The organism is Kribbella sp. NPDC051936 (genome assembly GCF_040680955.1).
In the GTDB taxonomy this organism is placed as follows: domain Bacteria; phylum Actinomycetota; class Actinomycetes; order Propionibacteriales; family Kribbellaceae; genus Kribbella.
This window is the reverse complement of the sequence record NZ_JBFAXS010000003.1, coordinates 343,732-357,701: the sequence shown is the minus strand read 5'-3', so window position 1 is coordinate 357,701 and position 13,970 is coordinate 343,732. Positions and strand designations below refer to the sequence as shown.

Annotated in this window: 11 protein-coding genes; 6 read left to right on the top strand and 5 right to left on the bottom strand. The window is 69.3% G+C overall.

Annotated elements, in window-relative coordinates; genetic code table 11:
* Positions 1 to 80: 80 nt before the first annotated feature.
* The 5 genes from AB0L64_RS11915 (at position 81) to AB0L64_RS11895 (ending at position 4,944) form a co-directional block, all read left to right on the top strand.
* Positions 81 to 1,088 carry a tripartite tricarboxylate transporter substrate binding protein gene (locus tag AB0L64_RS11915; RefSeq protein ID WP_359934080.1) on the top strand — a complete coding sequence of 336 codons (1,008 nt, stop codon included), beginning with the start codon at positions 81 to 83 and terminating at the stop codon, positions 1,086 to 1,088.
* 76 nt (positions 1,089 to 1,164) lie between these two features.
* Positions 1,165 to 1,668 (top strand): tripartite tricarboxylate transporter TctB family protein, encoded by a 504-nt coding sequence (locus AB0L64_RS11910; protein WP_363710145.1) that lies wholly within the window; start codon positions 1,165 to 1,167, stop codon positions 1,666 to 1,668.
* Complete coding sequence (locus tag AB0L64_RS11905) at positions 1,668 to 3,182, top strand: tripartite tricarboxylate transporter permease (RefSeq protein WP_359934084.1); 1,515 nt, start codon at positions 1,668 to 1,670, stop codon at positions 3,180 to 3,182. Before AB0L64_RS11910 ends, AB0L64_RS11905 begins: the two co-directional genes overlap by 1 nt.
* 4 nt (positions 3,183 to 3,186) lie before the next feature.
* The gene (locus tag AB0L64_RS11900; protein WP_363710144.1) at positions 3,187 to 3,621 is read left to right on the top strand and encodes an EVE domain-containing protein; all 435 of its coding nucleotides are present in this window, start codon (positions 3,187 to 3,189) and stop codon (positions 3,619 to 3,621) included.
* Between the two features lie 21 nt (positions 3,622 to 3,642).
* Positions 3,643 to 4,944 carry an MFS transporter gene (locus AB0L64_RS11895; protein ID WP_363710143.1) on the top strand — a complete coding sequence of 434 codons (1,302 nt, stop codon included), beginning with the start codon at positions 3,643 to 3,645 and terminating at the stop codon, positions 4,942 to 4,944.
* Here the strand turns inward: AB0L64_RS11895 and AB0L64_RS11890 are convergent.
* Positions 4,913 to 5,866: a phosphotransferase gene (locus AB0L64_RS11890; protein ID WP_363710142.1), complete on the bottom strand. Its 954-nt coding sequence runs from the start codon at positions 5,864 to 5,866 to the stop codon at positions 4,913 to 4,915. The two genes, AB0L64_RS11895 and AB0L64_RS11890, sit on opposite strands and share 32 nt — an antisense overlap.
* Positions 5,867 to 6,188: 322 nt before the next feature.
* On the opposite strand from AB0L64_RS11890, the gene AB0L64_RS11885 reads away from it, so the two are divergent.
* Positions 6,189 to 7,520 carry a crosslink repair DNA glycosylase YcaQ family protein gene (locus AB0L64_RS11885; RefSeq protein ID WP_363710141.1) on the top strand — a complete coding sequence of 444 codons (1,332 nt, stop codon included), beginning with the start codon at positions 6,189 to 6,191 and terminating at the stop codon, positions 7,518 to 7,520.
* Here the strand turns inward: AB0L64_RS11885 and AB0L64_RS11880 are convergent.
* From AB0L64_RS11880 to AB0L64_RS11865, 4 genes are read right to left on the bottom strand one after another with little or no spacing between them, the layout of a single operon-like run.
* Complete coding sequence (locus AB0L64_RS11880) at positions 7,451 to 8,695, bottom strand: MFS transporter (RefSeq protein WP_363710140.1); 1,245 nt, start codon at positions 8,693 to 8,695, stop codon at positions 7,451 to 7,453. The genes AB0L64_RS11885 and AB0L64_RS11880 overlap by 70 nt on opposite strands.
* Complete coding sequence (locus AB0L64_RS11875) at positions 8,692 to 10,086, bottom strand: GH1 family beta-glucosidase (RefSeq protein WP_363710139.1); 1,395 nt, start codon at positions 10,084 to 10,086, stop codon at positions 8,692 to 8,694. The genes AB0L64_RS11880 and AB0L64_RS11875 overlap by 4 nt, the downstream gene beginning before the upstream one ends.
* The gene (locus AB0L64_RS11870) at positions 10,076 to 10,675 is read right to left on the bottom strand and encodes a YbjQ family protein (protein WP_363710138.1); all 600 of its coding nucleotides are present in this window, start codon (positions 10,673 to 10,675) and stop codon (positions 10,076 to 10,078) included. Before AB0L64_RS11870 ends, AB0L64_RS11875 begins: the two co-directional genes overlap by 11 nt.
* 27 nt (positions 10,676 to 10,702) lie before the next feature.
* Positions 10,703 to 13,867 carry a penicillin acylase family protein gene (locus AB0L64_RS11865; protein WP_363710137.1) on the bottom strand — a complete coding sequence of 1,055 codons (3,165 nt, stop codon included), beginning with the start codon at positions 13,865 to 13,867 and terminating at the stop codon, positions 10,703 to 10,705.
* Between the last annotated feature and the right edge of the window lie 103 nt (positions 13,868 to 13,970).

The window sequence follows — 13,970 nt, the reverse complement described above, 5'->3', positions numbered from 1 at the left end:
GCGGCCACAACGCAGACGCCCGTACCACCGGAGGTCCACGATCGTCGCCACCTGATCCCCTCTAGGAAAGGACTCAGCCGATGAGGTCTAGGCCGATGCTCTGGGTCACCACGGCGCTGCTCGCCCTGGTCAGCGCGACCGCGTGCGGTGCGACCGCGAACAAGTCCGGCGACGCGAACGACGACAGCGGGAAGCCGGCCACCGGACTGCGTCTGATGGTGCCGAACACCGCCGGCGGCGGGTACGACACCACCGCGCGGACCGCCGCGAAGGTGATGGAGGACGCGAAGATCGCGACCGGCACGCAGGTGTTCAACCTGCCGGGCGCCGGCGGCACGGTCGGCCTGCAGCGGATCGTGAACGAGAAGGGCAACGGCAAGCTCGCCATGCAGATGGGGCTCGGCGTGGTCGGCGCGACGTACACGTCGAAGTCGAAGGCGACGCTCACCCAGACCACCCCGATCGCGAAGATGATCGAGGAGGCCGGCGCCATCGTGGTGCCGAAGAACTCGCCGTACAAGACCATCCAGGACCTGGTCACCGCGTGGAAGGCGAACCCGAAGGGGCTGGCGGTCGGCGGCGGCTCGTCGCCGGGCGGCCCGGACCACCTGCTGCCGATGCAGCTCGCGCAGGCGGTCGGGATCAACCCGAAGGACGTCAACTTCGTCTCGTACGACGGCGGCGGCGAGCTGCTGCCCGCGCTGCTCGGCAGCAAGATCGCCTTCGGCGCCAGCGGTTTCGGCGAGTTCCTCGACCAGGTGGAGAGCGGCCAGGTCCGTGTGCTCGCGGTGACCAGCGAGAAGCCGATCGACGCGCTCAAGGACGTGCCGACGCTGAAGGACTCCGGGATCGACCTGGTGTTCACGAACTGGCGCGGCATCGTGGCGCCGCCGGAGATCAGCGACGCGGACAAGAAGGTCTGGATCGACGCGCTGACCAAGATGCACGACTCGGCGGAGTGGAAGGCCGAGCTGACCAAGCACGGCTGGACCGACGCGTTCGTGACCGGCGACGCGTTCGGGAAGTTTCTCACCGACCAGGACAAGGCGGTCGCCGACATCCTGACCAAGCTGGGTCTGGCAGCATGAGCGAGCGCAGCGAGGTCATCATCAAGCACAGTGCGATTCGTGCCTCATCCGCGCCCGGAGCGAAGCGAGGACGCGGATGAGCTTGGCCGCGACCCGGCGGCCGGATCGTGCGCAGTACGGAGTGTGCGGGTTCCTGGCGGTCGTCGGCGCCCTGGTGATCGTCGACGCCGCCCGGCTCCAGCACATTGCCAACAGCAACGATCCGATCGGCCCGAAGCCGGTCCCGATCGTGCTCGGCGTCCTGCTCCTGGTGGTCGCCGCGCTGTACGCCGTCGATGTCGCCCGCGGCGGCACCGGCGCGGCCGAGGAGGGCGAGGACGTCGACGTCACGTCGCCCGTCGACTGGCGCACCGTGCTGCTGCTGATCGCCGCGTTCGTGGTGAACCTGGTGCTGATCGAGCCGCTGGGCTGGGTGATCAGCGGGACCGTGCTGTTCTGGGGCTCGGCGTTCGCGCTCGGCAGCCGGCACCACATCCGCAACCTGGTGATCGCCGTCGCGCTGGCGCTGATCACGTTCTACGCGTTCGCGATCGGGCTCGGCGTCAACCTGCCGGCCGGCGTACTGCAAGGGATTCTGTGATGGACAACCTGATGAACCTGCTGAACGGGTTCGGCGACGTGCTGACGCCGCTGAACCTGCTGCTGGCGCTGCTCGGAGTCACCGTCGGTACGGCGGTCGGCGTGCTGCCCGGGATCGGGCCGGCGATGACGGTCGCGCTGCTGCTGCCGATCACGTACGGACTCGAGCCGGTGCAGGCCTTCATCATGTTCGCCGGCATCTTCTACGGCGGCATGTACGGCGGCTCGACGACGTCGATCCTGCTCAACACACCGGGCGAGTCGTCATCGGTGGTGACGGCGATCGAGGGCAACAAGATGGCCCGCGCCGGGCGGGCCGCGCAGGCGCTCGCGACGGCCGCGATCGGGTCGTTCGTGGCCGGGACGATCGGCACGCTGCTGCTGGTGCTGGTCGCGCCGCAGGTGGTGAAGTTCGCGATCAGCCTGGGCGCGCCGGACTACCTGGCGATCATGCTGCTCGCGTTCGCGGGCGCCACCTCGGTGCTCGGGTCGTCGCGGATCCGCGGGTTCGCGGCGCTGCTGCTCGGCCTGGTGATCGGGCTGGTCGGGATCGACAAGGTGACCGGCCAGCAGCGGCTGACCCTCGGGATCCCGCAGCTCGCCGACGGTATCGACGTCGTGGTGGTTGCCGTCGGCATCTTCGCGGTCGGCGAGGCGCTCTGGGTCGCGGCGCACCTGCGGCGGAACCCGGGCACGGTGATCCCGGTCGGCCGGCCGTGGATGGGCAAGTCCGACTGGCGCCGCTCGTGGAAGCCGTGGCTGCGCGGGACGGCGTACGGTTTCCCGATCGGAGCGCTGCCGGCCGGCGGCGCGGAAATCCCGACCTTCCTGTCGTACGCGACCGAGAAGAAGCTGTCCAAGCACCCGGAGGAGTTCGGGCACGGCGCGATCGAGGGCGTGGCCGGACCGGAGGCCGCGAACAACGCGTCGGCCGCCGGGACGCTGGTGCCGATGCTCGCCCTCGGCCTGCCCACGAACGCGACCGCGGCCGTGATGCTGGCCGCGTTCACGTCGTACGGCATCCAGCCGGGACCGTTGCTGTTCCAGCGCGAGCCGAAGCTGGTGTGGGCGCTGATCGCGAGCCTGTTCATCGGCAACCTGTTCCTGCTGCTGCTCAACCTGCCGCTCGCGCCGGCCTGGGCGAAGCTGCTGCAGATCCCCCGCCCGTACCTGTACGCCGGGATCATCTTCTTCGCCTCGATGGGCGCGTACGCCGTGAACGCGCAGCCGCTCGACCTGCTGCTGCTCCTGCTGCTCGGCCTGCTCGGGTTCGGGATGCGCCGGTTCGGGCTGCCGGTGCTGCCGCTCATCATCGGCGTGATCCTCGGCCCGATCGCGGAGCGCCAGGCCCGGATGGCGCTGCAACTGTCGAACGGCGACGTCTCGGGGCTGGTGGGCGGTCCCGTCGCGTACGTCATCTACGCCGTCATCGTGGTGCTGATCGCCGCGCCGCTGCTCGACAAGCTCCGCCGCCGAATTATGACGAAAGATGTCGCATATTCGGCCTCACAGTAGGTGCATGAACGATCTGAACAGGGCCTGGCTGGGTGTGGTCTCCGCGGACCACACCCGGCGGGCCGTCGACGGCGGTTTCATCCAGCTCAACCACGGCAAGCGGTACGGCGTCGCCCGGCTCCGCAAGGGCGACGGTTTCGCGATCTACTCCCCGACCGAGCGGTACGGCGAGAAGACTCCGCTGCGCGCGTTCACCGCGCTCGGAGTGGTCGCCGACGACGCGCCGTACCAGGCCGAACCGATGAGTATGGGCGCGCGCGGGACGATCGAGCCGTGGCGGCGGCGGATCGAGTTCTTGCCGGTACGCCGGGCCGCGCTGCGCGACCTCGACCTGAAGCTCACCGGCGAGGCGAGCTGGGGTTACCAGCTCCGCCGCGGTCTCGTCCCGCTCGATCCGGACGATTTCGCGGTCCTTCGGGAGGCCATGTCAATTCCGTGACGTCGCGTTCGACGTAGGAGTATGAACACGACATTCCGGCGGTTGCTGATCAACACGTTGGTCGCGAACGTGACGACCACGTTCCTGAGCTTCGGCTTCGCGTTCTGGGTGTATCTGGTCACGCACTCGGTGCTCGCGGCGTCGCTCGTCTCCGGCGTCTCGATGCTCGTCGGGGCCGCCTCCGGCACGATCTTCGGGGCGGTCGTCGACGCGCACCGCAAGAAGACCGCGATGGCATTGTCGTCCTCGATCACCGGCGTCGCCTTCGCACTCGCCGGCGTCCTGTACGCCGTGGCCGGCCGCCGCATCACCGACTGGCACGGGGCGTGGTTCTGGGTGTTCACACTGCTCGTCCTGGTCGGCAGCACGGCCGGTCAGCTCCGCAGCATCGCGCTGTCCACCGCCGTGACCCTGCTCGTCCCGGCCGACCGCCGGGACAAGGCGAACGGCCTGGTCGGCACGGTCAACGGCGTCGCGCACTTGATCACCAGCGTCCTGAGCGGCCTGTCCGTCGGGTTCGTCGGGATGGGCGGTACGGTCGCGATCGCCGTCGTGTTCACCGTCGCCGTCCTCGTGCACCTGCTGCTCGCGATCCACCTCGACGAACCGCGGCCGGAGCAGCACGAGCGCGCCAGGGTCGACGTCCGGAGCGCGTGGCGGACGATGCGCGCCGTTCCAGGGCTGCTTCCGCTGGTGCTGTTCAGCACGTTCAACAACCTGATCATGGGTGTGTTCATGGCGCTGATGGACCCGTACGGGCTGAACCTGTTCTCGGTCCAGTCGTGGGGCGTGGTCCTCGGTCTCACCAGCGTCGGCTTCATCGCCGGCGGTGCGCTGGTGGCCCGCTTCGGGCTCGGCCGCTCGCCGCTGCGGTTGCTGCTGCTGGCGAACGTCGGCATCGCGGTCGTCGGCATGGGCACGGCGGTGCGCGAGTGGCAGTCGCTGCTGGTGCTCGGGATGTTCGGGTTCCTGCTGCTGATCCCGATCGCCGAGGCGGCCGAGCAGACGATCCTGCAGCGGATGGTGCCGTTCGAGAAGCAGGGCAGGGTGTTCGGGTTCGCGCAGAGCATCGAGACCGCGTCGACCCCGATCGCGGCGTTCGCGGTCGGCCCGGCGGCGCAGTTCCTGCTCATCCCGTACATGGACTCGGCGTCCGGCCGCAGTACCTTCGGCTGGTTGCTCGGCGCCGGGCAGGCGCGCGGCATCGCCCTCGCGTTCGTCGCCGCGAGCCTGTTGATGCTGATCGTCGTCCTGCTGGCCTTCCTGAGCGCGGCCTACCGCCGGCTGGACCTCAGCTACCAGGCGGAGCCGCTGCCCGCATAGCGAGCAGCCTCTCGGCGATTGCGCCCTCGATCGCCGCGCGGTCGCCCATCCAGCGGGCTGCGTCGGCCTGCCCGAGCCATACCTGGATCAGGTCCCCCAGCACCTGGAGGTGGTTTCTGGTCACGCTGAGGAAGAGGTCCGGTCCGGTCCAGCCGAGTTCGCCACCGGCAGCGGTGTACGCGGTCAGGATCCTTCTGATCCGCTGGGGATCTCCTGCTCCGAAGATATAGGCGGCCCGACCTGCTTCGAGGGCTGCGCTGTCGGTGCGGACGGCGTCCCAGTCCACCAGGACAGGCCCGGAGGGAGAGTTGACGATGTTGTGGGGCTTGAAGTCGCCATGGGTTGTCACGAGATCCGGTACGTCGTCGCAGAGCTCCGCGATGCGTGCGCCGGCTGTGCGGATGCGCGGAAGAGTCTCCGCGAAACTGTCGACCCACGGCGCCTGCCGCTGCTGTGCGTCGGCCAACCAGCCCTCCCACGTCGCGGGCAAATGAACCGCTTGCCGCCACCACTGAGGCAAGCCGCTCGAGCCGAGGGGCTGCAGCTGATGGACCTGCGCCATCGTGCGGCCGAACCAGCTGGAGACGTCCAGCGCAGGGTCGCGGTGCTCGACCCATCGGTAGACGCGGAAGAGCCGCTCATCGATCCGGGTCACCCAGCCCAGCAATGGATCGGCAGGCGCGACCGGCTCCGGCATGTCCACCCCGGCCTCGAGCGCCAGCCGCTCGAATTCCATCGCCACCGCCAGCTGACCGGTCAGGTCCTCGAAGTACCCCTTCACGAAGTAGCTTCCGGTGCTGGTGTCGAGCCGCCAGGCCTCCGCGTCACCGCGCCTGACCAGGACGAGACCGCCGACCGGCACACCCAGCTCGAACGCGCGCGCAACGTCCTCCGGACGTGACGACGTCTGGCCGGAGATCATCGGGGGTTCACCTCTCAAAGTGTCCGTTCACCCCCTGCACACCGTGGGCGAAGGGGCGAGTTGGCAGGTGAACCTCTCAAATGCGGTCTGCCGACGGGATGCTGGGCGTTCCGGTCCCGCGGTGCTGCGCCCGCCGTCGGCGCGCCGGGGGTCGGCTTAACCTCGGTGCTGCCCTTGGGATTGCCGGCGCTGCACGCGTTTCTCTCGGCACGTGGTGCGGGGCATCTGACGGCCGCCGCGCGGCGGTCAGCCGGAGGTACTCCGGTGACTTTCCGATCGTGATGGACTGCATGAGCCAAGTGTTGCGCTATAGGTTCGGTTCATGGTGGCCGTTGGTGATGACGTCTCGGTGGAGAGCGCGCGGCGGATTGCCCTGCGGGCGCAGGGGTTCGGCGATGCGCGGAGGCGGGTGGACGTACGACGGGTGCGGAAAGCGATCCGGCAGGCGGGCGTACTGCAGCTGGACTCGGTGAACGTGGTGTGCCGGTCGCACTACCTGCCGGCGTTCGCGCGGGTGGGGAACTACTCGCGGGCGAGCCTGGACCGGATGAGCTGGGGCGCGGACCGGGAGCTGTTCGAGTACTTCTGGGGCCACAAGGCGGCACTGCTCCCGTTGGACGTCTTCCCGTTGATGCGGTGGCGGATGCTGGCCGCCGAGCGGCAGGTGTGGGACGACGAGCTGAGCCCGGACGTGACCGCGCCGTGGTCGGTCGTCGCGGGGATGCGCCGGCTGACGGCGGAGCGGCCCGGGTACGTCGACCAGGTCCTCCGGCTCGTGACGGAACAGGGGCCGGTGACCGCGGGCGAGGCGAGCCCGGACGGCGTACGCCGCAGGCGCACCGATCCGCACCCGGATCCGTCCACCGGCACGATGTGGAACTGGCAGGACGCGAAGATCGCGATCGAGTACCTGTTCTGCACGGGCCAGGTGACGATCGCGGGCCGTCGGCATTTCGAGCGGATCTACGACCTGACCGAGCGCGTGCTACCCGCCGGCGTCCTCGACGCCCCGGTGCCGACCGCCGACGAGGCGCGGCGTGAGCTGGTCCGGATCGCGGCGCGTGGTCTGGGGATCGCGACGCTGAAAGAGCTCTGCGGCGGCAGCGGTCAGGCGCATTTTCCGTTGCCGGCCGCAACCGGTCGCGAGGTGATCGCCGATCTGGTCGACGCCGGCGACCTGGTGCCCGTGCGGGTCGAGGGCGTCAAGCAGCAGTCGTACCGGTGGCACGAAGCGGAGGACCGGCCGGTCGAGGCGCAGGCGCTGCTGTCGCCGTTCGATCCGCTGATCTGGAACCGCGACCGCACGCACCACCTGTTCGACTTCTTCTACCGGATCAGCATCTACACGCCCGCACCGCAGCGCGTCCACGGGTACTACGTGCTTCCGTTCCTCCTCGGCGACCGGCTGGTCGCCCGCGTCGACCTCAAGGCCGACCGCCAGAACTCGACTCTGGTCGTGCCGACCCTCACCGCCGAGCCGGGCGCCCCCGATTTCGTCGAGCAGTTGGCGGCCGAGCTCCACCTGATGGCGAACTGGCTCGACCTCGAGCACATCGCCGTCCCCGCCGATGGGCGTACGGCGGCTCAGCTGACCGAGCGGATCCGGGTCACGAGTACGCCGGCCAGAAGCGTGACCGCGGACGCCGAGAAGTAGAGCACCGGGTAGCCGCCCAGGTGTTTGACGATCGGCGCGGCGATGACCGGCGCCAGCACCTGCGGGAACGAGTTCGCGATGTTGATGACGCCGAGATCCTTGCCGCGGTCGCGTGCGCTCGGCAGGACCTCGGTCAGCAGCGCGAAGTCCACCGACAGGTACACGCCGAAGCCGGCACCGAGGATGATCGCCCCGAGAATCGCGCCCGGCCAGCTCGGCCACACCGCGAGGTCGACCCCGGCCGCCGCCATCACCCAGCCGGACGCGGTGACGAACACCTTCCGCCTGCCCGACCGGTCCGACCACCGCCCGAAGCCGATCGCGGTCACCAGCACGCACACGCTGTAGATGGCCGTCAAGATCAGGACGCCGGTGTCCGGGTCGTCGACGCCGACCTCGTCCTGCAGGTAGTAGAAGAGGTACAGCGTGCCCAACGCGTTGCCCACGTTGAACAGGAACCGCGTCAGCCACGCCCAGCCGAAGTCCGGGTAGCGGCGCGGGCTGATCCAGAAGCCCTTCAGGAACTCGCCGAGCACGAACGGCGGGCGCTCCGTCAGCGGGACGTCGTCGCTGCGGAACAGGTACGGAACGACCGACAACAGCAGGAACGCGGCGCAGGCGAGGTACCCGAGCGTGAAGCTCTCGAACGCGGCCGCGAGTGCCGTCCCGACCAGGGCGCCGAGAACCTGGGAGATGGCGACCCAGCCGCCGACCACTCCACGTTGGGCGACCGGAACCCGGTCCGGTACGACGGCTGTGGCCGCGGCGAGCAGTGCGTTGCCGAACAGCTGCATCAGGCACCAGCCGATGAGCATCAGCGCGATCACGTGTGCGCCGGACAGGATCCCGAGACCGATGGCGCCGCCAACGGCACCGGCGACCACCCACGGAACGCGGCGGCCGTGGCTGGACGTGGTCCGGTCCGAGAGCGCGCCGAAGGCCGGATTCGCCACCACGGACACCGCCGCACCGACACCGGTGACGAGTCCGAAAACGTATTCCTTGTTGCCCGGCGCAACAGCCTCCGACTGCTTCGCCAGCAGCACCTGGATCGGCCCGAGCCAGGCGGCGAACACCCCGACATTCGCGAGCACGACCGCCGCCGTCCACCCGCCCCGCACCCGGACGGTCGGCTCTGCCAAGGCGGACGGCACCACGCCGGGCTCGGGAATCATCGCCGGTTCTGGGCGATCAGGGCCTGGAGCCAGAAGTACGACGCCTTCGGCGTGCGCTCGAGGGTCTCGAAGTCGACGTGCACCAGACCGAACCGCTGCGAATACCCGGCTGCCCACTCGAAGTTGTCGAGCAGCGACCACTGGAAGTACCCGCGGACATCGATCCCGGCGTCGATCGCGCCCTTCAACGACCGCAGGTAGCCGTCCAGGTAGTCGATCCGGCGCTGATCGGTCACCACTCCGTCGACAGGACCGTCGTTGATCGCGCACCCGTTCTCGGTGATGTAGATCGGCGGCAGCTTGTCGCCGTACCGCTCCTTGAAGATCCGCAGGATCTCGCCGAACGCCTCCGGCACGACCGGCCACCCGAAGTCCGTGGTCGGGTATCCCTCGAGCCGGCGGGGTTCGAACGGCAAGCCGGGCGGCAGCTGAACGCCGTCGGTCGCCGCGGTGTCCGGCTGACCGGTGGCGACGCCGACGGAGACCGGCGCGTAGTGGTTGATGCCGAAGAAGTCGAGCGGGGTCGAGATCACCGCGAGGTCGTCCGCGACCGGCCCCGGCATCGCGTCGCCCATCCCCGCCGGATACTCGCCGAGCAGGATCGGATCGGCGAACAACCAGTTGACCAGGTTGTCGTAGAGCGCCGCCGCCTCCTTGTCCTCCGCGCTGTCGGTCGCGGGCCAGGTCGGCGCGTGGTTCGACGCGATGCCGATCGTCCGGGCGCCGGCGGCCCGCAGTGCCTGCACCGCGCGGCCGTGGGCGAGCAGCTGGTGGTGCGCGACCGGGAGCGCGTCGAACAGCAACTCCTTGCCGGGCGCGTGCGCGCCGAGCGAGTACCCCATCAACGTCAGCACCACCGGCTCGTTGATCGTGATCCACAGCGGCACCCGGTCCGCGAAGCGCGCGCCCAGGATCGCGGCGTACTCCGCGAACCGGTCGGTGATGTCGCGGGACAGCCAGCCCCCGGCGTCCTCGAGCGGTTGCGGGGTGTCCCAGTGGTACAGCGTCGGCGCCGGCTGGATCCCGGCGCCGAGCAGCGTGTCGATCAGCCGGTCGTAGAAGTCCAGGCCGGCCGCGTTCCCCGGACCGCTCCCCGACGGCTGGATCCGCGGCCAGGCGAACGAGAACCGGTAGGTGTCCACGCCGAGCTCACGCATCAGCGCGATGTCCTCGGCGTACCGGTGGTAGTGGTCGCACGCCACCGCGCCGGTGTCGCCGTTCAGGATCCGGCCGGGCTCGGCGCAGAACGTGTCCCAGGTGGAGGGACCGCGGCCGTCCTCGGCCACGGCACCCTCGATCTGGTACGCCGACGTCGAGACCCCCCACCGGAAACCGGGCGGCAGTATCAGTTCCTCGCTCGCTGCGCTCGACGTGGTGAGATCAGCTGTCATTCGCATCGTCCTCGTCGGGTGTCGTGTCCTGGGCGCGCGGCGGCTCGATCTTCCGGACGACCACCGCCGTGCCGTAGGCGGCCACCTCGCTCATGGTCTGCGCGATCTCGTTGCAGTCGAACCGCATCGCGAGGATCGCGTTCGCGCCCATCTGCTGCGCCATCTGGCACATCCGCATCACGGCGACGTGCCGCGACTCGGCCAGCATCTGGGTGTACTCCGGCACCTCGCCACCGCCGAGCGACCGGAAGCTCGCGGTGAAGTTCGACCCGATGTTGCGGCTGCGCACCGTCAGCCCGAAGACCTCCCCGAACACCTGCTCCGCGGTGTAGCCGGGCAGGTCGTTCATGGTCGAGACGAGCACCGGGTACGGCGACCCCTGAGGAGCGACGTGCGGCGCTGTGGGCTGAGCGGGCTGGGCCGGCTGGCTGTAGCTCTGCTGCTGATACCCCTGCTGCTGATACCCCTGCTGCGGAGGACCCTGCTGGTACCCCTGCTGCGCCGGACCTTGGTACCCGGGCGGCGGGCCCTGCTGGTAACCGGGCTGCTGCGGCGGATACGGCTGGTTCGGGGGAAAGTTCTGGTTCATGCGCCCATGGTGACAGGCGCCGGGGTATCACCACCTGAAGACTTGCAGCTCGTAGAGTGAATACCCGTACGACGTCGCGCGCTGGGTCCCCGTCACCCGCACGAACCGGGCCGGTACGGCACCGAAGCGGACCACGTCCTGGCCACCGTCACCGGCTGTCGTCGCGTACACCTGCTGCCAGGTGGATCCGTCGCGGGACACCTCGACCTTGTACGCCCGCGCATACGCGGCCTCCCAGTGCAGCACCACCCGGCTGACCGGCTGCTCGTTGCCGAGGTCAACCTTCAGCCACTGCGGATCGGACCAGTCGCTGGCCCACCGCGTGTTCAGCTTCCCGTCCACTGCCTGGGCCGGCGGCGAGTTGTACCAGCCCTTCTCGTAGCTGCTCGCGGTCGCCGTCCTCCCGGCCGCCAGGTTGCTGACGTCGTCGCCGCGCTTCGCCGGGAACTCGACCACCTGCTGGTACGTCGGCCGGTTGACCCACGCGATCCTGTCCTGGGTGATGCCGCCCATCGGGTTGTGCGCGATCTGGTCGGCGCAGAACTGGTCGCCGGCCGCGCAGTCCGCGGTCGCCGCGTAGATCGTCGACGGCGGGACCTTGGTCGCGGCCAGCAGTGTCTCGGTGAGGGTGGTGCGGCAGGCGGCCAGTGACCCGCTGCCGCAGAAGGTGACTGGCTGGTCCGCCTGTACCGGGTCGCCGAGGACCTTTCGGAGGTCGCGCTGGACGAAGCCCCACCAACCGCTCTGGAAGGCGGATCCCTGGGCGCTCGGGCGCTCGTCGATCTTGAGGTTGGCGGTCAGTGCGCCGTAGAGGTCGGGCCCCAGGGCCTTGAACTGTGCGGGGACGAGCAGGGGCCACCATGCGTCGAGCAGACGGACGGCGTCGGCGTTGTCGTACGTGCGGGACACTGCACTGGGGGTCTTGCGATGCGCGCCGGCCTGTTGCCAGGCGGTCAGTTTCGCGACCGCGTCGGCGACCGCGGGGTCCGTGATCGGTGCGGACCTGAGGACTCTCAGGAGGTAGGGCAGGACCTGGTCGCCGCGGAGGTCGACCGTGGCCGCGTCCTCCATTGCCTCGACCAGCTTGCCGCGGGTGAACTTCTGGCCGCTGCCGATGACCGCCTTGATCCGGTCGTCGAGCGGCTGGCTGCGGTAGACCGCGTTGTAGCCCCACTGACCGTCCGACGCGGAGTACCCGGGCGCCTGCTTGTTGTTCCAGCTGGTCAGGTAGTCCTGGTTCACCACCTGCGGGTGCTGCGCCGCCGGCGTGTACGTCGCGCGGTTCGTGGCCGGGTTCCAGCCCTGCCACTCGTACGAGCTCCAGGTCGGCAGGTTCGGGTCGGCGCCGGCCGCGCGGACCGGGTTGTCACCGGAGTTGAAGTACGCGATCGAGTCCTTGTCGGTGTAGAACCAGTTGAAGGTGTACCCGATGTTCGCGGCCGCCTTCTGGAAGTCGGCGGCGGACTTGACCTTGTCCGGGTCGTTGAACTGCATGAACCCGAGCGCCGACCCCGCCTCGTTGCCGTACGTCGAGCGGTTCTTGGTGAACAGCACCGGCGTTCCGCCGACGGTGCCGCGATGCGTGACGATGCCGTACTTGGTGCGCAGGGCAACCAGCGTGTACGACCCGGCGGGCTCCGACGAGCCGAGGCTGGAGTACCACGCGTTGTGCCGCTCGAGCCGCTCGATCGGCACGCACTGGCCGCGGAAAACGTAGTACTGCGACGTTTTCGTCGGCGTTCCGCCGTTCGGCTCGCACAGCGGCACGGCGAACGTGTCGCTGATGTCCTGGCCCGCGGACGTGGCACTCCACGAGTAGTCGGGGCCGCGGCCGATCAGCGTGTAGAAGTTCAGGCCGGCGAACGCGATACCACGCGAGCTGACGCCGGGCCCCTGGAGCTCCTGACGGAGCAGCAGCTGCGGGGCGAAGTACCCGGTCTGCGGGCCGTACACCGCGACCGGGCGGCCGGACTGGGTGTGCGCGCCGGAAACCAGGAGGGCGTTCGACAGGCCCTTCTTTCCGAAACCTTCCGGAAAGAGTCCGCCGTCGAAGATTCCGCGCAGGCTTTCCGCGTTGTCCGGAGCCGGTACGGCGGCGGCCGTCTTGCCGGCCGTCTGGTCGATCACCTCGGGCTCCGGAGTGACCGAGCCGCGATCCGGCAGCGCGCGGCCGGCCGGATTCGGCCCGGTCGTCCCGTAAGGAAAGGTCGCGCCGTTGTGTACCGTCGTACTGGCTTCCGGGTCGTTCTGGGAGCGGAACGACTCCCACACCTTGGTGCCCTGGTCGACGCCGTATTTCGCCTGTGCCTCGAGCAACGCCAGCGCCGACGTCACCTCGGACCCGCCGCCGGTGCCGAAGATGCCCGCGACCACGGCCGCGGTGGCGACCACATCGGTCACCTTCCAGTGCGGTGTCGGCCACTGCAGGCCGAGGGCGACGTACTCGCCGGGGTACGCGATGCCGACCGTGTCGATGTAGTGGTTGACGCCGTCCACCCAGGCTTGGATGTCCTGCTGCATCTTCACGCCGTCGGCACCGTACAACTCGTCCGCGTCGTCGAACTGCCGCTGCAGATCGGCCTCGGTGTACGGCGCGGTCCGCCAGAACTCCTGCTCGAACTCCCGGTTCGCCGCCGCGCCGCCCGCGAACGGCGTCAGCTGGCCGCGGCCGAGGTGCCGGAACACGTCCATCACGAACAGCCGGTCCTGCGCGCCGGCGTACCCCGCTCCGAACATCGTGCCCAGCCGCGTGGTCCCGGTGATGTGCGGGATGCCGCGCGACTTGTCGCGGACGATCGTCACGTCGCTGCGCGGCTGGACGGTGCTTGCCACGTCGTCCGGTTTCACCCCGAACGACGCGTCGTCGAAGTACGGCGCGAGACCCGCGTCTGTGATGCCCTGCGAGTTCCAGACCAGGTCCTGGTACGGCTTCACCGTGTCGCTGAAGTGCGCCGGACGGACTCCCAACGCCTTGAAAGCAAGGAGATCCGTGAAGGTTGCGTTGCCGTTCTGCCCGGGCGGCAAGATGTCACGGCACTGCTCCAGGCAATAGTCGGTGGGGCTCACGGCAACGGCTTGCGAAGCGATCTGCGAGGCCGCTTGGGTCGGCGCGGGCAGAGCCGCGAGGACAGCGGTGACAGCGGCCGCGGCGGCAGCCGTACGAAGGCGGGTTCGGAGTGCGGGGCGGGGCACGGTCCCTCCTCAGGTCGGTAAAAGTGAGAATGACTCACGAGTAGCTTCGGGTCAAGATCTTGATTGCTCTCGGACTCTCGCCAATTGCTGTCCGTGACCACTA